The organism is Prauserella aidingensis (assembly GCF_024171865.1).
GTDB classification, from domain to species: domain Bacteria; phylum Actinomycetota; class Actinomycetes; order Mycobacteriales; family Pseudonocardiaceae; genus Prauserella; species Prauserella aidingensis.
Map to the genome: position 1 here is coordinate 42,305 of NZ_JAMTCN010000001.1, position 25,185 is coordinate 67,489.

At 69.8% G+C, this 25,185-nt stretch carries 23 protein-coding genes and 2 tRNA genes; 18 read left to right on the forward strand and 7 right to left on the reverse strand.

Going from position 1 to position 25,185, the window contains the following annotated elements:
* Positions 1-18 precede the first annotated feature (18 nt).
* Both selA and selB read left to right on the forward strand, forming a co-directional pair.
* Positions 19-1,320 carry an L-seryl-tRNA(Sec) selenium transferase gene (gene selA, locus LY13_RS00200; RefSeq protein WP_253826052.1) on the forward strand — a complete coding sequence of 434 codons (1,302 nt, stop codon included), beginning with the start codon at positions 19-21 and terminating at the stop codon, positions 1,318-1,320.
* Complete coding sequence (gene selB, locus LY13_RS00205; RefSeq protein WP_253826053.1) at positions 1,308-3,089, forward strand: selenocysteine-specific translation elongation factor; 1,782 nt, start codon at positions 1,308-1,310, stop codon at positions 3,087-3,089. The genes selA and selB overlap by 13 nt, the downstream gene beginning before the upstream one ends.
* 18 nt (positions 3,090-3,107) lie before the next feature.
* Here selB and LY13_RS00210 read toward each other — a convergent pair whose 3' ends face one another.
* Positions 3,108-3,806, reverse strand: coding sequence for an alpha-ketoglutarate-dependent dioxygenase AlkB (locus LY13_RS00210; RefSeq protein WP_253826054.1), 699 nt, complete (start codon positions 3,804-3,806; stop codon positions 3,108-3,110).
* A gap of 112 nt (positions 3,807-3,918) precedes the next feature.
* Between LY13_RS00210 and LY13_RS00215 the strand changes: the two genes are divergently transcribed.
* The 4 genes from LY13_RS00215 (at position 3,919) to LY13_RS00230 (ending at position 6,345) form a co-directional block, all read left to right on the forward strand.
* A complete protein-coding gene (locus tag LY13_RS00215; RefSeq protein WP_183651585.1) occupies positions 3,919-4,194 on the forward strand; it encodes a PASTA domain-containing protein in 276 nt (91 codons plus the stop codon).
* A 47-nt stretch (positions 4,195-4,241) separates the two neighbouring features.
* Complete coding sequence (locus LY13_RS00220; RefSeq protein WP_253826055.1) at positions 4,242-4,712, forward strand: NUDIX hydrolase; 471 nt, start codon at positions 4,242-4,244, stop codon at positions 4,710-4,712.
* A 91-nt stretch (positions 4,713-4,803) separates the two neighbouring features.
* Positions 4,804-5,271, forward strand: a complete 468-nt coding sequence (locus tag LY13_RS00225) for a hypothetical protein (RefSeq protein WP_253826056.1) — start codon at positions 4,804-4,806, stop codon at positions 5,269-5,271.
* A gap of 423 nt (positions 5,272-5,694) precedes the next feature.
* Positions 5,695-6,345, forward strand: coding sequence for an alpha/beta fold hydrolase (locus LY13_RS00230; protein ID WP_253826057.1), 651 nt, complete (start codon positions 5,695-5,697; stop codon positions 6,343-6,345).
* Between the two features lie 71 nt (positions 6,346-6,416).
* Here LY13_RS00230 and LY13_RS00235 read toward each other — a convergent pair whose 3' ends face one another.
* Complete coding sequence (locus LY13_RS00235; RefSeq protein ID WP_253826058.1) at positions 6,417-6,764, reverse strand: histidine triad nucleotide-binding protein; 348 nt, start codon at positions 6,762-6,764, stop codon at positions 6,417-6,419.
* Between the two features lie 54 nt (positions 6,765-6,818).
* On the reverse strand, positions 6,819-7,598 hold the full coding sequence (locus LY13_RS00240) for an MOSC domain-containing protein (RefSeq protein WP_253826059.1): 780 nt from the start codon (positions 7,596-7,598) through the stop codon (positions 6,819-6,821).
* Between the two features lie 119 nt (positions 7,599-7,717).
* Between LY13_RS00240 and LY13_RS00245 the strand changes: the two genes are divergently transcribed.
* Together LY13_RS00245 and LY13_RS00250 are read left to right on the forward strand one after the other, a co-directional pair.
* Positions 7,718-8,695 (forward strand): ATP-binding cassette domain-containing protein, encoded by a 978-nt coding sequence (locus tag LY13_RS00245; protein WP_253826060.1) that lies wholly within the window; start codon positions 7,718-7,720, stop codon positions 8,693-8,695.
* The gene (locus tag LY13_RS00250; RefSeq protein WP_253826061.1) at positions 8,692-9,546 is read left to right on the forward strand and encodes an ABC transporter permease; all 855 of its coding nucleotides are present in this window, start codon (positions 8,692-8,694) and stop codon (positions 9,544-9,546) included. Before LY13_RS00245 ends, LY13_RS00250 begins: the two co-directional genes overlap by 4 nt.
* A gap of 40 nt (positions 9,547-9,586) precedes the next feature.
* On the opposite strand, the gene LY13_RS00255 is transcribed toward LY13_RS00250, so the two are convergent.
* A complete protein-coding gene (locus LY13_RS00255; RefSeq protein ID WP_253826062.1) occupies positions 9,587-9,970 on the reverse strand; it encodes a hypothetical protein in 384 nt (127 codons plus the stop codon).
* Between the two features lie 228 nt (positions 9,971-10,198).
* On the opposite strand from LY13_RS00255, the gene LY13_RS00260 reads away from it, so the two are divergent.
* Positions 10,199-11,947: an L-lactate permease gene (locus LY13_RS00260; protein ID WP_253826063.1), complete on the forward strand. Its 1,749-nt coding sequence runs from the start codon at positions 10,199-10,201 to the stop codon at positions 11,945-11,947.
* Positions 11,948-12,008: 61 nt separating this feature from the next.
* Here LY13_RS00260 and LY13_RS00265 read toward each other — a convergent pair whose 3' ends face one another.
* Positions 12,009-13,328: a M20/M25/M40 family metallo-hydrolase gene (locus LY13_RS00265; protein WP_253826064.1), complete on the reverse strand. Its 1,320-nt coding sequence runs from the start codon at positions 13,326-13,328 to the stop codon at positions 12,009-12,011.
* Positions 13,329-13,437: 109 nt separating this feature from the next.
* Here LY13_RS00265 and LY13_RS00270 point away from each other — a divergent pair.
* The 4 genes from LY13_RS00270 to LY13_RS00285 all read left to right on the forward strand — a co-directional run bounded on the left by LY13_RS00270 (position 13,438) and on the right by LY13_RS00285 (position 16,237).
* Positions 13,438-13,521: transfer RNA gene (locus LY13_RS00270), tRNA-Leu, on the forward strand.
* Positions 13,522-14,283: 762 nt separating this feature from the next.
* Positions 14,284-14,367: transfer RNA gene (locus LY13_RS00275), tRNA-Leu, on the forward strand.
* Between the two features lie 209 nt (positions 14,368-14,576).
* A complete protein-coding gene (locus tag LY13_RS00280) occupies positions 14,577-16,124 on the forward strand; it encodes a sodium-dependent transporter (protein ID WP_253826065.1) in 1,548 nt (515 codons plus the stop codon).
* Positions 16,124-16,237, forward strand: coding sequence for a methionine/alanine import family NSS transporter small subunit (locus tag LY13_RS00285; protein ID WP_253826066.1), 114 nt, complete (start codon positions 16,124-16,126; stop codon positions 16,235-16,237). Before LY13_RS00280 ends, LY13_RS00285 begins: the two co-directional genes overlap by 1 nt.
* Positions 16,238-16,412: 175 nt before the next feature.
* On the opposite strand, the gene eutH is transcribed toward LY13_RS00285, so the two are convergent.
* Positions 16,413-17,651, reverse strand: a complete 1,239-nt coding sequence (gene eutH / locus LY13_RS00290) for an ethanolamine utilization protein EutH (protein ID WP_253826067.1) — start codon at positions 17,649-17,651, stop codon at positions 16,413-16,415.
* Positions 17,652-17,681: 30 nt separating this feature from the next.
* A complete protein-coding gene (locus tag LY13_RS00295; RefSeq protein WP_253826068.1) occupies positions 17,682-18,944 on the reverse strand; it encodes a D-arabinono-1,4-lactone oxidase in 1,263 nt (420 codons plus the stop codon).
* A gap of 510 nt (positions 18,945-19,454) precedes the next feature.
* Between LY13_RS00295 and LY13_RS00300 the strand changes: the two genes are divergently transcribed.
* From LY13_RS00300 to LY13_RS00315, 5 genes are all read left to right on the forward strand, one after another.
* A complete protein-coding gene (locus LY13_RS00300; RefSeq protein ID WP_253826069.1) occupies positions 19,455-20,198 on the forward strand; it encodes a FadR/GntR family transcriptional regulator in 744 nt (247 codons plus the stop codon).
* A 34-nt stretch (positions 20,199-20,232) separates the two neighbouring features.
* Positions 20,233-20,949 carry a cache domain-containing protein gene (locus tag LY13_RS00305; RefSeq protein ID WP_253826070.1) on the forward strand — a complete coding sequence of 239 codons (717 nt, stop codon included), beginning with the start codon at positions 20,233-20,235 and terminating at the stop codon, positions 20,947-20,949.
* 131 nt (positions 20,950-21,080) lie between these two features.
* The gene (locus tag LY13_RS26105) at positions 21,081-21,833 is read left to right on the forward strand and encodes a class I SAM-dependent methyltransferase (RefSeq protein WP_372493705.1); all 753 of its coding nucleotides are present in this window, start codon (positions 21,081-21,083) and stop codon (positions 21,831-21,833) included.
* A 492-nt stretch (positions 21,834-22,325) separates the two neighbouring features.
* On the forward strand, positions 22,326-23,864 hold the full coding sequence (locus LY13_RS00310; protein ID WP_253826071.1) for a LuxR C-terminal-related transcriptional regulator: 1,539 nt from the start codon (positions 22,326-22,328) through the stop codon (positions 23,862-23,864).
* 76 nt (positions 23,865-23,940) lie between these two features.
* Positions 23,941-25,158: a cytochrome P450 family protein gene (locus tag LY13_RS00315; RefSeq protein WP_253826072.1), complete on the forward strand. Its 1,218-nt coding sequence runs from the start codon at positions 23,941-23,943 to the stop codon at positions 25,156-25,158.
* The last annotated feature ends 27 nt before the right edge of the window (positions 25,159-25,185 follow it).

A 25,185-nucleotide genomic window follows, 5' to 3' on the forward strand; every position in this document is an offset into this window, starting at 1 on the left:
CCGGTGCGGGGGTGCGTCGTGACCGACCCACGGCGGCGCATCCCCCGCACCGACGCCCTCCTCGCCGAACCACGACTCGCGAAGGCCGCCGACGAGCTCGGCCGCGACCGGGTGAAGACGGCGATCGTGGCCGCACAGGATCGCGCGCGGGCCGGGGAGATCGCGCCCGAGGACGTGGCCGACGAGGCGCTGGCCGCGGCCGACGCCCCGCCACCACAGCCGACGAGCCTGTCCCCGGTCGTGAACGCGACCGGCGTCGTCGTGCACACCAACCTGGGCAGGGCGCCGTTGTCGGCGGCGGCACTCGACGCGGTACGGACGGCGGTCGGATACACCGACGTCGAATTCGACCTCGCAGGCGGCCATCGCGCACGCAGGGGTACGGGAGCGCTCGCGGCGCTCGCCGAGGCGGTACCGGACGCGGGCGGCGTGCACGTGGTCAACAACAACGCCGCGGCGTTGCTGCTGTGCGCGCTGACACTGGCGCCCGGCAAGGAGATCGTGGTCAGCCGCGGCGAGCTGGTCGAGATCGGTGACGGCTTCCGGATCCCCGAGTTGCTGACCTCGGCGGGCGCGCGGCTGCGGGAGGTCGGCACGACCAACCGGACCAGCGCGGCCGACTACGCCGCGGCGATCGGACCCGACACGGGGTGCGTGCTCAAGGTGCATCCGTCGAACTTCCGCGTCACGGGCTTCACCGCGGAGGCCTCGATCGCCGAGCTGACCGGGCTCGGCGTGCCCGTCGTCGTGGACATCGGGTCCGGCCTGCTGCGCCCTCATGCGCTGGTGCCGGAGGAGCCGGACGCGACGACGGCGCTGCGGGCGGGTGCCGCGCTGGTCACCGCGAGCGGGGACAAGTTGCTGGGCGGTCCGCAGGCCGGTCTGTTGCTGGGGGAGACCGGGCTGGTCGAACGGCTGCGACGGCACCCGGCCGCCCGGGCGCTGCGGGTGGACAAGCTGACGTTGGCCGCGCTGGAGGCGACGTTGCGTGGTGGGACTCCGCCGGTGGCGGCCGCGTTGGACGCCGACGTCGGCGAGCTGTGGGTGCGGGCGGAACGGCTCGCGGCGGAGCTGACGTCGCGCGGCGTGGAGGCCGCGGCCGTCGACTCCGTCGCGGCGGTCGGCGGCGGCGGTGCCCCGGGGGTGGAGCTGCCGAGCGTGGCCGTGAGCCTGCCGGAGTGCTGCGCCGAACCTCTGCGCACGGGCAGACCGGCGGTCGTCGGCAGGCTCGACCGCGGCAGGTGTCTGCTGGACCTGCGGACGGTGCCGGAGGACGCCGACGCCGAACTGGTCGAGGCGGTGGTGCGATGCACGTCGTAGCCACCGCGGGGCACGTGGATCACGGCAAGTCCACGCTGGTCCGCGCGCTGACCGACATGGAGCCCGACCGGCTCGCCGAGGAGCAGCGGCGCGGGCTGACCGTGGACCTCGGATTTGCCTGGACCAGGCTCGGGGCTGTCGACGGGGAGGGCGACGGCGACGCCGAGACCGGCGGTCTCGACGACGTCGTGGCGTTCGTCGACGTGCCGGGTCACGAGAGGTTCGTGCCGAACATGCTCGCGGGCGCGGGGCCGGTCACGGCGGCCATGATCGTCGTCGCGGCCGACGAGGGGTGGCAGGCGCAGTCGGCGGAGCACCTCGCCGCGCTCGACGCCTTCGGCGTGTCGCGCGGCCTCCTGGTGGTCACGAAGGCGGACCGGGCGGACCCGGCCGAGGTGATCGCCGACGCCCGATCCCGGGTCGCGGCCACGACTCTCGGGGACGTACCCGCGGTCGCGGTGAGCGGACGTACCGGCGCCGGACTCGACGAGCTGCGGCGCGCCCTCTCCCGGCTGGTGCGCGGGCTGCCCGAACCGGATCCGGTCGCGGACGTGCGGCTGTGGGCCGACCGGGTGTTCACGATCCGAGGGGCGGGCACCGTCGTCACGGGGACGTTGGGCGCGGGGCGGGTCGCCGTCGGCGACGAACTCGAGTTGTCGGGGTCGGGCGGACGGGTCACCGTGCGCGGGGTGCAGGCCCTGGGCCGCGACCGTGGGGAGGTGTCGGCGGTCGCGCGGGTGGCCGTGAACCTGCGAGGTGTCGGGCGTTCCGGGGTTCACCGCGGCGAGGCGCTGCTCACCCCGGGGGCCTGGCGGCCCACCTCGGAGGTCGACGTGCGGCTGCGCGGCGACAAGGCAGGCGAACTGCACCGCGACCTCGTGCTGCACGTCGGTGCCGCGGCCGTCCCGTGCCGGGTGCGCCCGCTGGGGGACGACACCGTGCGACTGGCGCTGGCGCAGCCGTTGCCGCTCCGGCACGGCGACACCGGGCTCGTGCGCGATCCCGGGGAGCACCGGGTGCCCGCGGGAGTGGAGGTCCTCGACCCGGACCCGCCCGCCCTGCGCCGGCGCGGGGCGGCGCGGGAACGGGCGCGGGAACTCGACGGGACCGATCCGGCCGTGGCCTACGTGCGCCGCTGCGGTGTGGTGGCGCCGGCCGAGTTGCGTGCTCGCGGGTTCCACCCGGACGTGCCGGAGCTGGCCGGACTGCACGTCGACGCGGACCTGCTGGCCGAGCTGCCCGGGCGCGCGGCCGAGCGCGTGGCAGCCCACGCGGAGGCCGAGCCGCTCGCCGCGGGGATGCCCGTCGAGGCGCTGCGCCGCGACCTGGGTGTGCCGGCCGTGCTGATCTCCCGCATCGTCGACCGTGCAGGGTTGGAGTTGAGCGACGGCCTGGTACGCAGGCCGGGCGCCATGGTGCTCCCGCAGGCGGTCGAGCGGGCGGTGCAGCGACTGGAACGACGTCTCGCGGCGAACCCCTTCCAGGCTCCGGAGGCCGACGATCTGGCGGAGCTGGGGTTGGGGCAGCGCGAACTCGCCGCGGCGGAACGGGCGGGCAGGCTCGTCCGGCTCACCGACACCGTGGTGCTGGCGGCCGGGGCGCCGGACCTGGCGGCGCAGCGGTTGGCGCGGCTCGAGACGCCGTTCACCGTCAGCCAGGCCCGCCGGGTGTGGGACACGACCCGCCGGGTCGCCGTGCCCCTGCTCGAGCGGCTCGATGCCGACGGGGTGACCCGGAAACGCGACGACGGTACCCGCGAGCTGGGCTGAGTGACGGCCGCGTGTCCGTCACCGCACGCCGCGGGGACGGAACTGGATGCTGATGCGCGGCCCGACGGCCTTGGACGTCTTGGGCACGGCGTGCTCCCATGTTCGTTGGCACGAGCCGCCCATGACGACGAGGTCGCCGTGCCCCAGGCCGTAACGCCGGGTCGTGCCCCCGCCGCGAGGCCGCAGCAGCAGGGGCCGGGCGGCACCGACCGACACGATGGCGACCATCGTGTCCTCCGATCGGCCGCGGCCGATCGTGTCGCCGTGCCAGGCCACGCTGTCGGAGCCGTCGCGGTAGTAGCACAGTCCCGCTGTGCGGAACGGCTCGCCGAGTTCGGCACCGTACCGCGCCGACAGTGCCTCGCGGGCCTGTGCGAGCACGGGGTCGGGCAACGGGTCGTCCTCGTCGTAGAAGCTCAGCAGCCGCGGTACGTCGACGGTCCGGTCGTACATCCGCCTGCGTTCGGCGTGCCACGGAACCCGCGTCGCGAGCGCGTGGAAGAGGGTGTCGGCGCCGGACAGCCACGCGGGGAGGACGTCGATCCACGCGCCCCGGCCGAGGTCGGTACGCCGGACGGACTCCAGCGAGCGGACCGACGGTGTGCTCGCGGCCGCGTGCGGTGCGCCGTCGGAGTCCAGGTGGCCGGAGTCCGCTTCACCGGCGGCCGGGTCGGTGGCGAGCGCGTCGAAGAGTGATCCCTGAAGTGCCAGGTCCATGCCCCGAACTCTACGCGTCATCGAACTGATGTTCTACCCGTGGCGGAGTGTCGAATGGATCAGTTCCGCTTCGGCGGCCCCATCGGCCGGGCCGGGCCCCTACAATCGAGCCATGCATCGACCTCGACCGGTCACCGAGGTCCCCGACGTGGTCGGCCTCGGCGCCGAGGACGCGTGTGACATCGTGCGGCGCGCGGGTCTGGTCCCCGTCGGACCGGACGGCGCCCCCGCACCGGCGACGGGTGTCGTGTCCGCGCAGCGGCCGATCGGGGCGGCCGGGGCCGAGGAGGGTGCGAAGGTCGCCCTCTGGACTCACCCCGGCAAGGATGCGGCCGAAGCGCTCGTGGGTCCGAGTCCGCGGGAGTCGGCGGATCTCGATCCGGTCTGAGCGCGCATCCGGCGTGAGTGGGGATCTCGGGTGAGCGGGTGGCCGGTGTGAGCGAGCGTCGGCGCAGTGCGGGGATCCTGCTGTTCCGCCGCGGGCAGGGCGAGCTCGAGGTGTTGATCGGGCGCATGGGCGGGCCGTTCTGGGCGCGGCGCGACGAGGGGGCATGGACCATCCCCAAGGGCGAGTACGGCGAGGACGAGCAGCCGCTGGCCGCCGCCTACCGCGAGTTCGAGGAGGAACTGGGAGCGCCGGCACCCGACGGCGGAGTGGTTCCACTCGGCGAGGTGCGCCAGTCCGGCGGCAAGGTCGTCACCGCCTGGGCGCTCGAGGGTGATCTCGACCCGGCGCGCGTCACGCCCGGCACGTTCGAACTGGAGTGGCCACGGGGATCCGGCCGCATGCAGGTGTTTCCGGAGCTCGACCGCGTCGAGTGGTGCGGCGTCGACGCCGCCCGCCCGCGACTGGTGACGGCACAACGAGTCCTGCTGGACCGGCTCGTCGCCGAACTCGCACGCTGACCTCGGGTGGTCCGCTCCGGTCCGGTTCGGACAGTGCAGTGGTCGGCGCGGAACATGGTTTCGCCGTCGCCTGTTCGGGTAACTGGAAGGCATGACCATGGCGCCGGAAGTGAGTGAAGCGGCGGCCGGTGCGTCCGGGCCGGTCCGGTTGGCCGACGAGGCCGCGGCGCGCACGCTCCACGGACAGGGGTGGCGGATCCGGGTGCTGTCGTCGTACTCGGTGTCGGTGGGGCAGGGGAGCGCGGAGTTGCACAGCCTCGCGGATGTCGCGGAGTTCGTCTGCGCGCAGTGCCGGGAGTGGTGTGAGGCGACGCTCGTGGCGATCCGGCGCCGCCATCTCGTGTGCCCGGGTTGCTTCGGTGCGCAGCCCCAGGCCGCGGTGCCGCCGGCAGTGGTGCCCCGGGCCGCACAGCCCCAGCTCTCCCAGCCCCAGATCTCGCAGTCTCAGGCTGCGGCGCACGGGGAGGCCGTGCCGGAACCCGCCACCTCGTTCGCAGGTGTGCGGCGCGCGCCGTGGAGTGTCCACGCCGCCCGACCCTGCCGTCGACAACATGCGTAGTGGCAACCCTGCTGTCACGCACGGAGCTGTCACGGACGGACGGCCGCCGTCGCGGCGGCACGGCGGCCACCCGATGGCAGATGTATAACGACCTATACGGCATGGCAGTTGACGCGCCGTTCTCCGGCAATCGTCACCTCGTCCAGGGGTTACCGATCCGCACGGACGCCGAGAAATTCGGTGGGCGTCGTGGCCGGTCGGTTGCCATGATCGGCGCAAGTCATCGCCGACCGTGCTGTTCGTCCCCGGATCGAACAACAACTCCTTCTCGGCCGCACCGTTGCTGCGCGCGCTGACACTGCTGGGCGTTCGCGCGTTGGCCGTCGACCTGCCCGGGCACGGTTCGGGGCGTCGTGGCCGGAGGCGTATCAGGCCCCGCAGGATCGCGCGGCGCTGGCCACGGCGCCGTCGAAGGCGGCCGGGGTGACGGTGGCCGACGGCGTCGACCATCTTGCGGACACGGCCCGGCGGGCGCGTGAGCACGGGCTGGTCGTCGTGGTGGGCCACAGTCGGGGCGGACTGCCGCTGACCGGGTTGATGAGCACCGAGCCGGACCTGGTCGACAGGGCCGTGTACCTGTCGGCGTGGTGCCCTGTCGCGGCCACCGTCGCCGAGTACATGGCCATGCCCGAGTACGCCGACAGTGCCCTGAACGGGCTGCCGAACGTCCTGGCCGCCGACCCCGCGCAGCTCGGTGCGCTCCGGATGAACTGGCGGACGGCCGATCGTGACGTGCTCACGGCGCTGAAGGAGGCGATGCTCGCCGACGCCACCGATGACGAGTTCCTCGCCTACCTGGCGTTGCTGGACCCGGACGAGATCCTCGATCCGGGCGAGCGTGCCGACCTCGACCGGTGGGCGGGTGTCGCCCGCAGCTACATCCGGCTCGCGGGGGACACCTCGATGCCCCTCGCGATGCAGGACCGGCTGATCGCCGACGCCGACGCACGGACCCCCGGGAATCCGTTCGACGTGCACACGTTGCCCGGCAGTCACGCGGGATTCCTCGTGCGCCCCGCAGCGACCGCCGAGGCCGCGCGGCTCCTCGCCCGGATCGTCGACGGCGGTTCGTGATGACGTCCCGCGGCCCCGTGGCCGGGCTCCACAGTGGAACCGGAGGAAGGGCGCAGGGAGCGCCGCACCCGTCAGCCCGGGGGCCACTCCATGCCCCGACCGCCGAGGACATGGCAGTGGGCGTGGAACACGGTCTGTTGACCGTCCTTGCCGGTGTTGAACACCAGCCGGTATCCGGAGGCGTCGATCCCTTCGGCCGCGGCGACCCTCCCGGCGACGGTGAGCACCTCACCCGCCAGCGCCGGGTCGGCGGCCGCCATCGAGGCGGCGTCGACGTGGTGAGCCTTCGGGATGACCAGCACGTGCGTGGGCGCCTGCGGGTTGATGTCGCGGAACGCCAGCACGGAGTCGGTCTCGTGGACGACCGTCGCGGGCACGGAGCGTTCGACGATGGTGCAGAACAGGCAGTCGGAACTCACAGGCCGCACTGTAGAGCGCGGGCCGAGCGGTGCGACAACGCGGGGGACGTCCGGTCAGCCGGTCACCGGATGGTCGACCGGATCGCCGGGGCGCACCGTGCCGCCCGTGACGACCTCGGCGTACATGCCCATCTCGTTGTGCCCGAACTCCTGGTGGAGGCGTCGCGGCAGGTCGATGTCGCGGTCGGCGGTCTCCGGGTTGACCTGCGTTGCCGCACAGCGCTTCGTCGCGAGCACACCCCGCAGGCGCAGGCCGCCGATGGTGATCTCCTCGTCGACGAGGTCGCGCTCACTGAACGCGGGCAGCCCGTCGTAGTAGATGTTCGCGCGGAACCGTCGAGGGTCGAGTTCCGTGCCGAGCCGCTCGCCGAGGGCACGCACCGAGGCGAGGTTCACCAGCGACACGGCGTTCATCATCGCGTCCGACACCACGGAGACGTCCGTGAACCGCCTGCCGTCGACGCGCGCCAACACGGGCGGAGTGGACAGACCGAGTGCCTCGGCGAAGAATGTGGTCACGGCCGCGGCGCCGTCGTCGGTGGTGAGGGCCGCCTCGAGCACGGTGCGGCCGTCCCGCTCCGCGCGCAGCACACCGGTCTCCGGGTCGAAGTGGGTGCGGTATCCGGCGAGCGACGCGTCGCGGGCGAGCATGAAGAACTGGGTCTTCGGCAGGGGCTCGGCCAGGCCGGGGGTGTACGTGCCGTCGGGCCGGGCGAGGGCGAAGGCCCGGTCGTAGGGCACGCCGCACCCGGGCTCGAGGGCGACGGACGACAGTTCCTGCGGGCTCAGCCCCTTGACGGGGTGGACGTACAGTCCGCGGATCTCGCCGGCCATGTCGCCTGCCCTTCTCGCGGCGGGTTCGGAATGTGCAGGGGCAATCTAACCGTTCCCCGGACAGCGGTCCGCGCCCGGGAACCGCACGCCGGGGAACGGGCGTCACGGAAGGGGAGGCAGTGACAGCATCCACGGCTCCGGCCATCGAGACGTCCGGCCTGGTCAAGACGTTCGGCAAGACCCGCGCGGTCGACGGCATCGACCTGACGGTGCCGGAAGCGGCCGTGTACGGGATTCTCGGGCCCAACGGCGCGGGCAAGACGACGTTCGTGCGCATGCTCGCGACCCTGCTGCGGCCCGACGCCGGCACCGCCACGGTGTTCGGACGCGACATCGTCGCCGACGCGTCGGTCGTGCGCACGCAGGTGAGCCTCACCGGCCAGTACGCATCCATCGACGAGGACCTGACCGGCACGGAGAACCTGGTGCTCCTCGGCAGGTTGCTGGGACACGACAAGACCGCGGCGAAGCGGCGTGCGGGGGAGCTGCTCGACGCGTTCGGGCTGGGCGACGCCGCCGACCGGCAGGTGAAGAACTACTCCGGCGGCATGCGGCGGCGGATCGACATCGCCGCGAGCATCATCTCCACGCCACGGCTGCTGTTCCTCGACGAGCCGACCACCGGGCTGGACCCGCGCAGCCGCAACCAGGTGTGGGACATCGTGCGGATCATCGTCGAGCAGGGCACGACCGTGCTGCTCACGACGCAGTACCTCGACGAGGCGGACCATCTCGCGAGCCGCCTCGCGGTGATCGACCACGGCACGGTCATCGCCGAGGGCACGCCCGGCGAGCTCAAGTCGTCCGTCGGGGCGGGCTCGGTGCACGTGCGGCTGCGCCACGGCGAGCAGCGGGCCCAGGCCGAACGGGTGCTGGCTGCGGAACTGGGCACGGAGGTGCACTTCGACGCCGACCCCGTGGCGCTGACGGCGCGCATCGCGGGTGGCGAATCCGGGCGTGGTGCCGCCGAGCACGCGTCGCGCGCGCTGGCGCGGCTGGCGCAGGACGGCATCACGGTCGACGACTTCTCCCTCGGCCAGCCGAGCCTCGACGAGGTGTTCCTGGCCCTGACCGACCGGAAGGAGACGCGGGCATGACGAGCACGTCGAGCGCCGAGCACGCCGAGACCGACGGCTACACGCCCGTCGCGGACGACCTGGGCGCGGTGCTGGCCACGGGCGCACCACCGGCACCGCCGAGCGCGTGGTCGGCGTCGGTGACGTTCGCGTGGCGCGCGATGCTGAAGATCAAGCACGTGCCGGAGCAACTGTTCGACGTCACCGCGTTTCCGGTGATCATGACCCTGATGTTCACCTACCTGTTCGGTGGTGCGCTGGCGGGATCACCCGAGGAGTACCTGCAGTACCTGCTGCCGGGCGTGCTGGTGATGAGCGTCGCCATGATCACGATGTACACCGGCGTCGGCCTGAACGCCGACATCCAGAAGGGCGTGTTCGACCGCTTCCGCACGCTGCCGATCTGGCGGCCGTCCGCACTGGTGGGTGCGGTGATCGGCGACGTGTGCCGGTACTCGCTGGCGTCGGTCGTGATCATCGTGCTGGGGTTGGTCCTCGGCTACCGGCCGGGCGGTGGCGTCGTCGGTGTGCTGGCGGGCGTCGGGTTGCTGCTGGTGTTCTCGTTCGCGTTCTCGTGGATCTGGACCCTGCTCGGCCTGCTGCTGCGGTCGGAACGTTCGGTGATGGGCGTCAGCGCGATGGTGCTGTTCCCGTTGTCGTTCCTCAGCAACGTGTTCGTCGACCCGCGGACCATGCCGTCCTGGCTGCAGGGGTTCGTGGACGTCAACCCGATCGCGCACCTGGTCGCGGCGGTGCGGGGCGCGCTGAGCGGGCAGTGGGACGGCTCGGCGACGCTGTGGATGTTCGTCTCGGCGGGGATCATCCTGGCGATCTTCGGCCCGCTGACGATGCGGCGATACAACCGCAAGTGACGTCGCCGCGGGTGTCGGGCAGGCCGCGGCGGCGGAGTGTTCAGGTACGGGCCGTTTCCTGAACGGTGAGCAACGCCCCGTCGGGCAGCGCCCCGTCGAGATGCGGCCCACCGAGGACGGCCGTGACGATGCGCTCGGCCACGAGAGAGCCGTCGACGCGGTGCCGCTCGACGAACCGGTGCACCTGGTCGGTGACGGCGGTGATCCGGTCGAGCTCGATCACGAGACCCGGACTGCTGCCGCCCGCCCGGTCCAGCGCCTGCCGCAGGGCGGGCAACGCGAGAACGTCGCCTTCCGTCGTGACGAGGGTGAACTCGTCGTGGTGGGCGGTGAGAAAGGCATCCAGGCGGTCGCGCTCGCCGTCGCGGAGCCATGCCGCGAGGTGGTCGTGGTGCCGGGTCAGGAAGTGTTCGATGTCGGTCACGTCCGGATCGTCGCAGCAATCCCTTGTTCCGGCGGTTCCGCCTCACTATGGTCGCACCATTGGTGTGGACCCGGCTCACGGTCCGGAAGTGGGGCGTGAGCCGGGTCTGCACAAGCACCGCGGTTCGACAGGTACCGCGGTTCGACAGGTATTGCGGTTCGACAGACACGACCTCCACAGACACGACCTCTCCATAGACACGACGAGGTGTCGAAGGGTGTGTTCCGCATGGACAATCTGGCCGTTCTGAGTCTCGTCGCGCTGGCGCCGCTGGCCGTCGTCGGGATCCTGCTGGTCGGTTTCCGGTGGCCGGCGAAATACGCCATGCCCATCGGGTTCGTCACCGTCGTGGCGATCGCCGCGTGGGTGTGGGAAGTCGAAGTGGCGGTCATCGCCGCGGCCAGCGTCGAAGGCCTGATCCTCGCACTCGGGATCCTGGCCATCGTGTTCGGCGCTCTGCTCCTGCTGGGCACACTGAGCAAGAGCGGCGGCCTGGCCACCATCAGGTCGACGTTCACCGACATCAGCCCGGACCGCCGCGTCCAGGCCATCATCATCGGCTGGTTGTTCGGGTCGTTCATCGAAGGCGCATCCGGGTTCGGCACCCCGGCCGCCGTCGTCGCGCCGTTGCTGCTGGCTCTCGGGTTCCCTGCGATGGCCGCCGTCATGGTCGGCCTGGTCATCCAGTCGACGCCCGTGACGTTCGGCGCCGCGGGCACGCCGGTGGTCACCGGGATCGGCGACGGCCTCGGCGGCAGCACGGCCGTCGACGAACGACTGCGGCTGCTCGGGGTGGAGATGCCCGAGTACGTCGCACGCATCGGCGTCGACGCGGCCCTCATGCACGCCATCATCGGAACACTGATCCCGCTCTTCCTGGCATGCATGGTGACCGGGTTCTTCGGCGAGCGCCGACGGTTCGGCGACGGCCTCGGAGTCTGGAAGTTCGCGTTGTTCTCGGCGTTCGCGATGACCGTGCCCTACGTCGTGTACGCCATCGTGCTCGGCCCGGAGTTCCCGGCCCTGCTGGGCGGACTCACGGGCCTGGCGATCGTGGTGACCGCCGCCCGGCGCGGGATCTTCATGCCGGGGCAGGCGTGGGAGTTCCCCGACCGCGAGCGCTGGAACCCGCGCTGGATGGGCACGTTGGAGCCGGAGACCGACGTCGCGGCCCGGCGCATCCACCCGCTGCTGGCCTGGACCCCCTACGTGTTGCTGGCCGCGCTGCTGGTGGTGACCCGCACGGTGACCCCCGTCCAGGAGTTCCTCACGGGCGCGTCGCTCGACTTCGAGAACATCTTCGGCACGGAGATCAGCGAGAGCATCGAACCGCTGTACCTCCCGGGCTTCCTGCTGATCGTCGTGTGCGTGGCGACCTACGGCCTGCACCGGATGAACGCCGGGGAGATCGCCGGGTCGTGGCGGATCGCGGGCAAGCAGATCTTCGGTGTCGCCGTCGCGCTGCTGTTCGCGGTGCCGTTGGTGCGGGTGTTCATCAACTCCGAGATCAACCTGTCGGGTTACGAGGGCATGCCCCTGACCATCGCCGAGGGCGTCGCGTCGATCACCGGCGGGAACTGGCCGCTGCTGGCACCGGCGATCGGCGCGCTGGGCGCGTTCGTGGCCGGCTCGAACACCATCAGCAACATGATGTTCTCGCTGTTCCAGTTCTCGACGGCGGAACAGGTCGGCATCCCGCCGGAGGGCGTCGTCGCGTCGCAGGCCGTCGGCGGCGCAGCGGGCAACATGATCACGGTGCACAACGTCGTCGCCGCGTCCGCCACGGTCGGTCTGCTCGGCCGGGAAGGCGACGTGATCCGGAAAAACCTGCTGCCGCTGGGCTACTACGTCGTGTTCGCGGGCGGACTCGGATACGTGTTCGCCTACGGCCTGGGGCTGAACGCGGGCACGGTGCTGATCGCCCTGCTGGTCGGCGGACTCGCCGTGACCGCGTGGCTGCTGCGCAGGCAGCGGTGAAGGCGGAACTCACGCTCCCGGGTGCAGCGCCCGCGTGTCCGGGTGCAGAACACGCGAGCGGTCAGGCGCTGCGGAAGAACCGGTCGAGCACGCGGGTGCCGAACTTGAGCGCGTCCACGGGCACGCGCTCGTCGACGCCGTGGAACAGCGCCGAGAAGTCCAGGTCGGCGGGCAGCTGCAGGGGAGCGAACCCGAAGTTCCGGATCCCGAGCCGCTGGAACGCCTTGGCGTCGGTGCCCGCCGACAGCATGTACGGCAGGGTGCGCGAACCGGGGTCCTCGGCGGTGACGGCGGCGCTCATGGCGTCGACGAGCGCACCGTCGAACGTCGTCTCGACGGGCGGCAACTCCATCCACTCGCGCTCGACGTCGGGGCCGAGCAGCTCGTCGAGCTCCCGGTCGAAGGCCTCCAGCCTGCCGGGCAGGATGCGGCAGTCGACGGATGCCTCGGCGACCGACGGGATCACGTTGGCCTTGTAACCGGCCGTGAGCATCGTCGGGTTGGCCGTGTCACGCAGCGTCGCGCCGATCATGCGGGAGATGTTGCCGAGCTTGGCGACGCTGCCCTCGAGATCGTCCTCCGGGAACTCCCAGCCGGTGATCTCGGTGACCCCGTCCAGGAACTCCCGCACCGAGTCGGACACGACCAGCGGGAAGCGGTGGTTGCCGAGCTTCGCGACGGCCTCGGACAGTTTCGTGACGGCGTTGTCGCGGTGGATCATCGACCCGTGACCCGCCGTGCCGCGCACGCGCAGGGTCATCCAGCGGATGCCCCGCTGGGCCGTCTCCACCAGGTAGGCCCGGACGTCGTCCTTCAGCGTGATGGAGAACCCGCCGACCTCGCTGATCGCCTCGGTGGCGCCCTCGAAGAGTTCGGGCCGGTTCGACACCAACCACTGCGCGCCGTACTTGCCGCCGGCCTCCTCGTCGGCGAGGAAGGCGAAGATCATGTCGCGGGGCGGCACGATGCCCTCACGCTTGTAGTGCCGTGCCAGGGCGAGCGTCATGCCCACCATGTCCTTCATGTCGACCGCACCGCGGCCCCAGACGTAGCCGTCCTGCACCGCGCCGGAGAACGGGTGCACGGACCACTCGGCGGGGTCGGCGGGCACGACGTCCAGGTGGCCGTGCACGAGCAGCGCGCCCCGGGAGGGGTCGGCGCCGGGCAGGCGCGCGACGACGTTGTGCCGATTCGTGCCGCCCGACTCGACGTAGCTGATCTCATAGCCGACCTCGGTGAGCTTCTCGGCGACGTACTCGGCCGCCGCGCGTTCGCCGACGACCGTGTCCGGGTCGCCCGTGTTGGTGGTGTCGATGCGGATGAGCTCGCTGGTGAGAGTCACGGCCTCGTCGGCGGCCGCCTCGATGGGGTTCTCGGTCACGGGCCCTTCCTATCACTGAGGCCGTTGGTGCAGGTGAGACACATGGGGTCGGGAAGGCGGACCCCCTGTGCACGAGGGTCGCCGTGTCCGCTACTCTATTCGCCAGCAAGTCCGAGTGGCGGAATGGCAGACGCGCTAGCTTGAGGTGCTAGTGCCCGTAAAGGGCGTGGGGGTTCAAGTCCCCCCTCGGACACAGTGCGAGAAGCGACGTGAGAGCCGCACCGCGCGAGCGATGCGATCCTCCTGACATCGGGAACGGGCCGGACCTGAGGGTTCGGCCCGTTTTTCGTGTTCGGTGGGTATATGGGTGGTCGGGGCTCGCGGGGCTCGCGGGGCTCGCGGGGCTCGCGGGGCTCGCGGGGCTCGTGGGACTACTGAGACTCCTGGTGTATGCGTGACCGATGTGACGGCCCCGGGCGGCGTGGCGTCGACAGGCCTGGGCGGAAGGCCGCGCGGCCACGGCGATGCAGGGAAAGGCGGCGCAATTCGCGGACATCGGCTCTGCAGTCGGTGGCACACGAGTTCTGCTGACGGGACATCGCGTTCGGGGAATACGATTCGTCGATCGAGACCGTTCGTTCTCGTGCCGGTCCCCGGATTCGCGCCGAGATGCTCGGCTCCGATGTGGAAGGTCGGCCTGCGGGCGCCGTGCGACGCCGTCACCGCAGGCGGACGCCCACCGGCCGCGGCGTCGATTCTGCGGGTTCCGGTGCCGCGTCGAGGTCGAGGTGGGCAGACCCGTGGCAGCGGTCGCGGCCTGCCGGGTGCGTCGCCGCTCGGGCAGTGCCTGCGACGGCGTCCCGCGGGTCGTCGGCAGCGGGGTGACGGTGCAGGGTGGCGGTGCGGGGTGCCGGTGCGGAACACGCGGTGTGCCCGGCGATCGCGCGGCTCGGCGCGATCGCCGTCCCCCTGCGCGTGCGGAGCGCGATGCGTCCGCTACTCTGTCCGTCGGCAAGTCCGAGTGGCGGAATGGCAGACGCGCTAGCTTGAGGTGCTAGTGCCCGTAACGGGCGTGGGGGTTCAAGTCCCCCCTCGGACACGATCGAGCAACCCATCCGGGGTTTCCGGATGGGTTGCTTTTTTGCCGTGCCGAGGAGTTTCGGGGCCGGCGGCCACGTCCCGCGTGCGCGCGGTGGCGGCGGCCTCGTCCGAATCGGGCGGTCACCGTTTTGTCCGTGCGAGTCACGCGGAATAGACTTCGTCCGATACGAGCGCACCACGCTCCACGGTCGAGACCGAGGAGGACCGATGACCGACAACGCCGGCTCGGGGCCGGGCACACAGACCGAGGAAACCCGGCGTGGTGGGTTCACCAGCCGGCGGGTCTTCATCCTCGCCGCCATCGGGTCCGCGGTCGGGCTCGGCAACATCTGGCGCTTCCCGTACGTCGCCTACGAGAACGGCGGGGGCGCGTTCATCCTGCCGTATCTCGTCGCACTGCTGACCGCGGGAATCCCGTTCCTGCTGCTCGACTACGGACTGGGCCACCGGTTCCGCGGGTCCGCACCGCTGTCGTTCGCCCGTGCCCGCAGGGGTATCGAGGCGCTGGGCTGGTGGCAGGTTCTGCTCTGCTTCTGCATCGCCGTCTACTACGCGGCCGTGCTCGCCTGGGCCGTGCGGTACACGTTCTTCTCGGTGAACGAGGCCTGGGGCGACGATCCGGAGACGTTCTTCTTCGACGACTTCCTCGGCGCGGGCGATCCGGGCGTGACCATGGAGTTCGCGCCCGGCGTGCTGGTGCCGCTGCTCGTGGTCTGGGGCGCGCTGATCGTGATCATGGCCCTGGGGGTGCAGCGGGGCATCGGCTCCGTGGCGATGGTCTTCATCCCGATCCTGGTGCTGGCGTTCCTCGCCCTCGTCGTGCAGGCGCTGCTGCTGCCGGGGTCCGGCGGCGGGCTGAACGCGCTGTTCACCCCGGACTGGGCGGCTCTGGCCGAGCCCGGTGTCTGGGGAGCCGCCTTCGGGCAGATCTTTTTCTCGCTGTCGATCGGGTTCGGCGTCATGATCACCTACGCGTCGTACGTCCGGCGCAAGACCGACATGACCGGGTCCGCGATGGTGGTCGGCTTCTCCAACTCCGGCTTCGAACTGCTCGCCGGTATCGGCGTGTTCGCCGCGCTCGGATTCATGGCGCAGGCGTCCGGAGTGGCCGTCGGCGAGGTCGCCTCCGACGGCATCGGACTGGCGTTCGTCGCGTTCCCCGCCATCATCAGTGAGGCACCGGGCGGGGCGGTGCTCGGTGTGCTGTTCTTCGGCTCGCTCGTGGTCGCCGGGCTGACGTCGCTCATCAGCGTGCTCGAGGTCGTGATCTCGGGTGTGCGGGACAAGTTCGAACTGTCCCGCCTGACGGCGACCCTGTCCGTGGTGATCCCCACCGCGCTGGTGAGTCTGGTGCTGTTCTCCACCACCAGCGGGGTGTACGTGCTGGACATCGTGGACCACTTCGTCAACCAGTTCGGCATCCTGCTGGTCGCGGTGGTGAGCATGCTCGTGCTCGCGTGGGGTGTCCGGCTGCTGCCGGAGCTGATCCGGCAGCTCAACCACCACGGTTCGATCTCGGTCGGCCGGGCGTGGAAGCTACTTGTCAGCGTGGTGGCGCCGCTGGCGCTGGTGTACGTGCTGGTCCGGCAGTTCATCACCGATATCGGCACGCCGTACGAGGACTACCCGGCGTGGATGCTGGCCACCTTCGGCTGGGGCGTCGTCGTCGGCGTGATCGTCGTGGCGGCCCTGGCTTCGCTGGCGCCGTGGAAGCCGGAGACCCGACTGGACCTGACCGAGGAGGAGGTGCGCTGATGGGCGTCTCGGCTGTCGTGATGATGGTGGTCGCGATCGCGGTGATCTGGGGTGGCCTCGCGCTGGCGATCGTCAACCTGGTCCGGCGCAGCCCGGAGAACGGCGAGGACTAGGCCACCGCCGGTTCGGGCCCGGCCGCGCGGCGCGCGCCGCCGTGCCAGCGGTCGGGTGCGCGCGCCCTGAGCACGAGCGTCGAGCCCGCCCGGAAAGCGTCCTCTCCGGGCGGGCTCGACGGGTCCCGGACGCCGTCGGGCGGTCACCCGCGCTGCGGCGTCGTGGCGTTCCGGGTCACTTCGTGGCCGGTGCGGTGTCCTCCTCGGGGTTCTCCTCTTGTTCCTCGGCGGCGAGCGCCGCCACGGCCGGCTTGGTGATCAGCACGGCCAGGGCGATCGCGAGCACGCCGCCGACCAGCTTGCCGATCAACAGGGGCAGGATGAGGTTCGGCTGGAAGTTCGCCGTGAAGGCGAGGTGATCGCCCACGAGGAACGCCGCGCAGACGGCGAACGCGATGCACAGCACCTTGTCCTTGGGCGGCATGTCGCGGATCAGCCGGAACAGTGCCAGCACGTTCGCGACCGCGGCCAGCAGGCCTGCCGTGCCCTCGGAACTCATGCCGACCCGGCGCCCCAGCGCGCCCAACGGCCGGGCGAGGCCCTTGCGCAGCACGTACACCATCGGGAAGGCACCGGCGAGCATGATGCCGATGTTGCCCGCCACCTCCAGTGCGCGGTACTGGTCCTCGGAGTCGGCGATGATCGGGTCGAACCCGAAACCGCCGAACACGGCGGAGAACACACCCGTGAAGTGCTCGATGATGCTGACCGCCAGCACGAGCTTCAGGGCCGCGTCGAGGATCCGTCCGAACCAGATGAACAGGCGGATCATGAACTTCGGTGCGAACCACAGCGCGCCGGCGAGCACGACGACGAACACCGCGAGCGGCAGCAGGTTCAGCAGGATCGAACCGGTGTCCAAACCCGACAGCGCGGTGTCGGATGCGCTGTCGGCGGACACCTCACCGCGTACCGTGGTCGACGACGCCGCCAGGATCGTCGTGGTGACGAGCACGCCGATCGGGATCGCGAGCACACCGGACATCACGCCGAGCGCCATGTACCGGTGGTCCCGCTTGTGCAACATGGCCAGGCCGACCGGGATGGTGAAGATGATCGTCGCGCCTGCCATGTAACCGACGACGGTGGCCATGATCCAACCACCGGTGCTGGCCGCGGTCTCCTGCGCCAACTGGTAGCCGCCCATGTCGACGGCGATCAGGCTCGTCGCGGCGATCGCGGGATCGGCGCCGATCGCGTCGAACAGCGGCCCGGCGACGGACTCGACGAGCGCCGACAGGTAGGGGATGGCCGCCATGATCCCGGCGACCGGGATGAAGATGGCGCCGATGGAGTGCAGGCCTTCCTTGAACTCCTTGCCGAGGCCGTGTTCGTCGTCGCGGATCGACGCGACGGCGCCGATCACGACGAACGCCATCATGATGTAGATGATCAGGTTCCCGAAGGACTCCACGCGTCCTCCTCCTTCCGGTGGGGGACAGGGTCAGCGCAGGAGCGGGCGCAGGTGGTCGTTCAGGAACACGCCGTCCGGGTCGAACTCCCGGCGTACGGCGACGAACGTGTCGAACTCGGGGAACAGCTGCTCCAGCCGGTCCCGGGTCATGAAGTGGATCTTGCCCCAGTGTGGGCGGGCCTGGTACTGCTGCAGCCGCTGGTCGACGGCGCGCAGGAACGGCCAGTAGTCCGTGCCGGGCGCGCCGGAGACCGAGATGACCATGGTGTCGCGCTTGTAGTTCGGCGACAGGTACGCGTCGTCGGCGGCGGTCCAGCGCACCTCGATGGGATAGAGCTGATCGGGGAACTCGTCGAGCATGAGCCTGCGGATCTTGTTGAGTGCCTCCAGTCCGTGCTCGGCGGGCACCATGTACTCCATCTCGTGGAAGGGCTCGTCGTACCCGCCGGGGTACACCCGGTAGGCGCGGTCGGTGCGGTTGCCCACGTCGTCGGAGACCAGTCCGTCGGGTTCGGTGACCTCGACCTCGTCGTAGATCTTGACGTAGCAGTGGTTGCGCATCGGCTGGTCGGGAGGCGCGGGCAGCTGGTACAGGTCGACCGAGTGGTCGGCGGGGCACCAGAAGAACGAGAAGTGCCGATGGTTCGCGATCAGCTCGTCCCAGGACTCCTCGATCTCCTGCCACGGCCGATAGCTGATCTCCTCGGCGATGTAGTACTTGGGGGAGACCTCGAGTTCGACCTCGAGCATCACGCCGAGCGTGCCGAGTGCGACCTGTGCCGCGCGCAGCTCCCGCATCCGGTCCTCGCCGATCTCGACGACCTCGCCGCGGCCGTCGACCAGGCGTACCCGGCGCATCGCGGCGGACATGTTCGGCAGTTCGATGCCCGAACCGTGGGTGGCCGTCGCGAGCGCACCGGCGATGACCTGCTTGTCGATGTCACCCTGGTTGGACAGTGAGAGCCCGTCGTTCCACAGCGGTTCCCCGAGCCTGCCGACCGTCGTGCCGGCCAGCGCGGTGGCTCGCAACCGCTGCGGATCGGTGCCCGTCACCCCGCTGAGCTGCGTCAGGTCGAGCATGAGGCCGCCGGTCGGCACGATCGGCGTGAACGAGTGGCCGGTTCCGGCGACGCGCACGTTCATGCCCTGCCGGACCGCGTAGCGGACCGCGTCGACGACTTCGGCTTCCTCCCGGGGCTGGGCGTACATCGACGCGGTGACGGTGTGGTTGCCCGCCCAGTTGGTCCATACCCGGTCGTAGCTGGTGGGCGCGGACAGCGATGGCTCGGTCACGTGCATGCTCCGATCTTGTGCAGCGGATCTCGGTCGGCGCCGCGGCCCGCCTCCCGTGCAGGCGGCGCGGGTGTGACAGCGCGGGCCGGCATCGGCACCCGGTGGTCCGGGGCCGATCAGGACGCGTCGACCACGACGTGCCGCGTCCGGGAGCGGGCGTCGAGCGGGCATCCGGGTGCCCTGCCGAGGCTCCGAGCGCCGGGACCCCGGACGGGTCGGTCGGTCCGGGTGCGGCGGCGGTGGCCCGACGTCGTCGTCATGGACCTGCTCCCGATAACTCGTCGGGTGCGCACCGGCAGGCGAAGTGTTCGACGCTGAACACGGCCGGCGGCAGCCCGGTGGACGGCGGCGCAGGAAACATAAAACACTCAAATTTAAATGACAAGTCCGTGTGAAGCCGGGTGTGGCGGCTACGCCGGATCGGTGCCGTACCGTGACAAGCGGGCGACGCGCCCGCGTCCGCACGTTCGAACCAGCCTGGACCATGTCGTGAGCAGAGGAAACGCAACGGTGTCGAGTTTTGCTGCGTATCTGCGGTTGGACGCCACCGAAGGTCCGGGCCTGCCGCAGAACGTGGCGCGGCAACTGGAGACCGCGGTCGCCGTCGGACTGCTCAGCCACGGCGACCGGCTGCCGCCGGAGTCGGAGCTGGCGGGCGAGCTGGGCATCTCGACCGGCACGCTCCGGCAGGCTCTGGAAACGCTGCGTCAGCGCGGTGTGATCGAGACCCGCCGTGGCCGCGGCGGCGGCAGCTTCGTGCGGAGCGCCACACAGCCGCCGCCCGAAGCCGTGCTGAACCGGCTTCGCGAGCGCAGTGCCGACTCGCTTCGTGACCTCGGTGACGCCTGCGCAGCCGTGATCGGTGGCGCCGCACGGCTGGCCGCCCAGCGCGCCGCGGGGGACGACGTGGCACACCTGCGGTCATTGGCCGAACACTTCCGCCGCGCCGAGACGGCCGACGAGCGGCGCCGCGCGGACAGCCGTTTCCACATCGAGATCGGTGTGATCGCTCACTCCGCCCGGCTCACGCAGTCGATCGTGCATCTTCACGACGAGCTGGCGTCGTTGTTCTGGATGGTCGGCGGGGAGGCCGGCCATCACCCGGTGACGGAGAGCGCACACGCTGCGGTCATCGCAGCCATCGACGGTGCCGACCCCGACACGGCGCGTGACCTGGTGATGCGCAACGTCGAAGAACGCGTCCAGCACCTCCTCGACCTGCACCTGGACCTGGCGGTGCGCGGTGAACCATGATGCCGACAACGCGCAGGCGAGAAGGTGAAGGATCGTGACCGACGGAGACCTGACGTCGCTGCGCCGCCCCGCGGAACGCATCAGGCAGCGTGTCGACAGTGTGCTGACGGACCTCGGTGCCACGGCCGACGACATCGTCCGGACGCTCGCGCCCGCACCGCGCCCGCTGCACCGAGCCGACCTCACGCGAGTGCAACCCGCCCTGTCGCAGGTCATCGACCGGCATCACGGCTTCGTCCAGGGCGTCGGCCTGGCACTGGACGACGGCCATCTCACCGACGCGCCGCGGTGGATGGAGTGGTGGCGCAGCGAGGACGGTGAACCCGCCGTGTTCGTCCGTCACAACCTGGATCCCGAGCACAATCACTTCTACGACTACGTCGGCAAGGAGTGGTTCGCCCTTCCCCGGAGCACGCGGCGGCCGACGGTCACCGGTCCGTTCGTCGACTTCGCGGGAACCAACGAGCACACCATCACCCTGGCCGTTCCGGTGGTCCACGACGACGGTTTCGTCGACGTCCTCGGTGCCGACGTCGCGGTCGAAGGCGTGGAGCGGCTGCTGATGGAGTCGCTGCGGTCGCGGTCACCGGACACCGTGCTGCTCAACGAGCACGAACGCGTCGTGGCCTCCACCAGCGCCCGCTGGTGGAGCGGGACGCTGCTCCGCACCGACGAGCCCGGCGCGGACTGGTCGGAGGTCGTCGACCTCGGCGGCGACCTGCGCTGGCGCCTGGTCAAAGCCCGCGACTGACGTGCGGGCGCAGGCCGGTGCGCCGGAGGGCGTAACTGGTATTCGTTATGGTCGCCACGGGTGAGCGCTCGTACCGTCGACACCGGACCGGCCAGTTGGCTGTGGCCTCCATCCTCTAAGGATCGCTGACCATGGGCGTATGCGGTAACGGTGTGGCGCGGGGACACACGCACGTTCGTGACGGCGGGGATGCGTTGAGTCAGGACGATGCCTTGTTGGATGCCGCCAATGCGAGGCTGTGGCGGTGTCCGACGCCGGAGATTCTTCGCTGGTACGACGATAACGTTACGGCGAACCACCTCGAAGTCGGTCCGGGAAACGGTTACTACCTCGACCGTTGTACGTTTCCCTCGAAGTCCCCGAACGTCACGTTACTGGACAATGATCGTGCAGCGCTGCATCGTTCGGCCTCGCGAATTCATCGTCACAGGCCCCGTGTGATATTTGCCGACGTGTGTGATCCGTTGGCCGCTGGTGTATTCCGTTTCGAATCGGTCGGCTTCAACTATGTGTTGCATCTTTTGCCGAGAAGCATGCAGGTCATCGATGTGGTCATGGTGAATCTGAGACGACTGCTGGTTCCGGGGGGTGTGATATTTGGCGCTACGATCCTGGGGAGTGGGGTGGAGCACACGCGGGTGTCCCGAAGGGTCAATGACCGAAATAACGCTGCGGGCTACTTCTCAAATCTCCATGACAGCCCCGAATGGCTGGAGAGAACGCTACGATCATATTTCGACGACTGTCGCGTCCGGTTGCTGGGTTGTGTTGCGCTGTTCAGCGCACGGCGGCGCCAAGGGCGGGACGTACAGGCGTCGCCGTCACCTGAGAAGTATTGCGGCACTGTCGGCGGATGTGTACGTCGCGGGACGTTCGAGTGGTAGGGGTGGGCGGATACGGTTCCGCTCCGAGTTGGCACCGCGCTGTTGGCGCCGGCGGCGCGCCGCTCCGACATGGGAAATCCGTGTGGAAACGTTTCAACAGATCAATGTAGTGGGCCGAACGGCCCAGTACCTCGGTATTCCGTTCCGCTTACTGAGCGGTAGTCGGACGCCGTCAAGCGGCGCTTCTTCTGTTTACTTTACGGTCAACTCGGTTGCGTTGACATGCCCAAAATGTCTGCATAGTCTTGGCGTCACGATGGCCGACGCTGGGGGTCAGCGGATGAACGCGCTCGATGGTCGGAAGTGGCTGATGGGCCGCTTCGGTGGAATGTTGGAAAGAATACTGGAAGTGTCACCACTCAGGGCAGGTCCTCGATAGTGTTGTTCGCCGTTCGGCGTACCACTGTCAGGGTTTCCACCTATTGCGAAATCGGTCTTCGTCCCGCGTCGGGATGTGCGTCGATGTAGCCTGTCCTAGTGGAAGGAACGCGTATGTTCCAGCACTGTCCGCCCGGTCTTCGCCCCTCGTTTGGGAGGGGATTCTCCGTTGGATCGAACGGATTTCACGCGTTCCTCCGTGAGCAGCTGGCGGGTCCGGATCGGCGTATCGCCGTACTGAACGACGAACTGGCGAAGATCGGAGCGCGCGGTCCGGCGGCGGTGCCACTCTTGATCGAGGCCGGGCAACATTACGGCCTCAAGCACGACCACAGGACGCGCCTGCGATATGCGGTGCAGGCATATGAGTGCGCCGTCGAAAGTCGGGATCGCAACGCGATCATGGACGCCCACGTTGCCGTCGCCGTCGCCTCGTGCTGGACCGGCGACCGACTCGCAGCGAATGCGCACGTCGAGCAGGTTGTGCGCGACGTCGACGTCATGGACGAGTCCGACATCGGGGACAGGTTGCCGGTGCTGACGGAACTGGCATGGGTCGAGTTGCAGCTGCAGCGCCTGGCGGCGGCGGAAGCGCATGCGGGACGAGCGCTTCGTGCCGCCGAGCTCGCGGGGAAGGATGTCCACGCGACGAGCTGCCGCCTTCTTCTGGCGAAGATCGCCTGTGAGCTGGGCAGTCTTGCCGAGGCCCGGAGGCACAGCGACCACGTCGGGTCGAATGCGGAGGAGAACGGAGACGTGTTCCACGCGGGGCTGGCCGAGCTTGCGAGGGGCATGATCGCCATGGAATCAGGGGATTACGAGGCGGCCCGGTCGCATGCCGAACGGGCACAGGAAGCTGCGTGCGGATACGAACACGCTGCCGGTGTCCTGGCCGGCCTCAGCATGATCCGTACCGGCGAGGTGCGCGAGGGAAGGGACGCCGTGGTCGAGGCGGGTGGTGGAAGGCTGCTGCCGCTGGTGCCGGTGAGTACGCGCGCGAAGGTCTATGGTGGTTTGGCCTGCGCCGAGGCCTCTCTTTCGAATGGGGAGGAGGCGGTTCGATGGGCGGATCTCGCGATGAGCTCCACGTGGGCGGGGGGCATCGAGCGGACACGTGGGCATGCGCTGCTGGCGCGTGCGGAGGCGCTGCTCCGGTCCGATCCGCACGCTGCGCGAGTGGCTGCCTGTGCGGCCTGGGAGATCTTCGACGGTCTCGAAGCCGATCTGGGACGCGCGGCCGCGTCGGTGCTGGAGGGGATCACGAGGGACGCCGCTCGTGATGCGATCGAGCGTGAGGAGGCGCTGACGCGTGGCGAACGGATGTACCGCCGTGCCGGTGCAACGGCGGCGGCGGACCGCATTGCGCTCGCGCGGGTCAGGTCGGCGGAATCGGTGGACGTCCCGACGGATCGCCCGAATCCGCCGACCGACTGCTTGTCGCCGCGGGAGACCGAGGTCGCCAGGCTGATTGCCGAGGGTAAGACGAACCGTCAGATCGCAACGTCGCTCAACATCACGCTCAACACGGTGCAGGTCCACGTTGGACGGATATTGCGCAAGCTCCGTGTCGAATCGCGGGCGGCGGTGGCGAGGTTGGTGACACTGGCGGAGTCGGAATCGATCGTTCTCGGCGCGCCCGTGGCGGGCGGCTAACTGGTTTCTGTTATGGCCCGGCTGTGAGCCACGTTGCTAGCTTCGAGGGGCGTTACACCGACAGGAGAGGGTACGAATGACTACCGTGGCCGGCCCGAACCGTGATGTACTCGACATGTCGTTCTTCCAGGACCCGTACGCGGTGTACGAGCGACTGCGCGAGGCCGGTCCGGTTCATCCGATGCGCACACCGGACGGCATCGACGTGTATGTGATCACCCGCTACGAAGAGGCGAAGGAAGCGCTGTCGGACGCGCGCTTCACCAAGGACTTCAGCGGTGTTCCCGAGATCTTCGCGCAGCAGAGCACCGGAATCGCCTCGCACGAGGCCTACACCGACGTGCTGACCAAACACATGCTCTTCGCCGATCCGCCCGACCACACGCGCCTGCGTGAGTTGTCGTCGAAGGCGTTCACGCGACGGCGTGTGGAAGGCCTGAGGCCCGAGATTCAGCAGATCGTCGACGGTCTCCTCGACAAGATTGCGCCGCAGCGAGAGGTCGACCTGCTCCGCACGCTGTCCTTCCCCATGTCCATGGCCGTGACCTGCCGACTGCTCGGAATCCCGCCTGCCGACGAGGATGCGTTCCGCGCGTGGACCGAGACGATCTTCACGACCAACGAACCTGCGCGGATGAACGAGGCGGTGCGCGCGGTCGACGAGTATCTCATCGGCGTCGTCGAAGCCAAGCGTGCCGACCCGGCGGACGATCTCATCACAGCGCTGATCAACGCGCGCGATCAGGGCGACAGGTTGACGGACCGCGAGCTCGTGTCGACGTGCGCGCTGATGTTCGTCGCAGGCTACGAGACGACGGCGAGTATGGTCGGCAACGCGGTGCTTGCGCTGCTCGAGCACCCGGAGAAGTTGGCCGAACTCAAGGCCGACCCCTCCTTGATGCCCAACGCCGTCGACGAGTTGCTGCGGTTCGACGGTCCGGTGAACGTCGCGACACTGCGTTCCACTGCGACGGAGGTGACCGTCGGCGACGTCACCATCCCCAAGGGACAGTTCGTCCTCGTGTCGCTCATCTCGGCCAATCGTGACGGCGACAAGTTCCCGGATCCGAAGGCGCTCGACTTCAACCGGCCCCTCGGGGGAAGCCTGGCGTTCGGCCACGGCATCCACTACTGCTTGGGCGCACCCCTGTCGCGCGTCGAGATCGAGGTGGCGTTGAGCAGGTTGCTCACCCGGTTCCCGGATCTGAGCCTCGCAGGTAAGGCGGAGACGCTGAGCTGGCGTAACAGTCTCCTCGTGCGGGGACTGACGTCGTTGCCGATCCGGTTGTACTGAAGGGCCGGCGGAGACCACGGGCAGGGG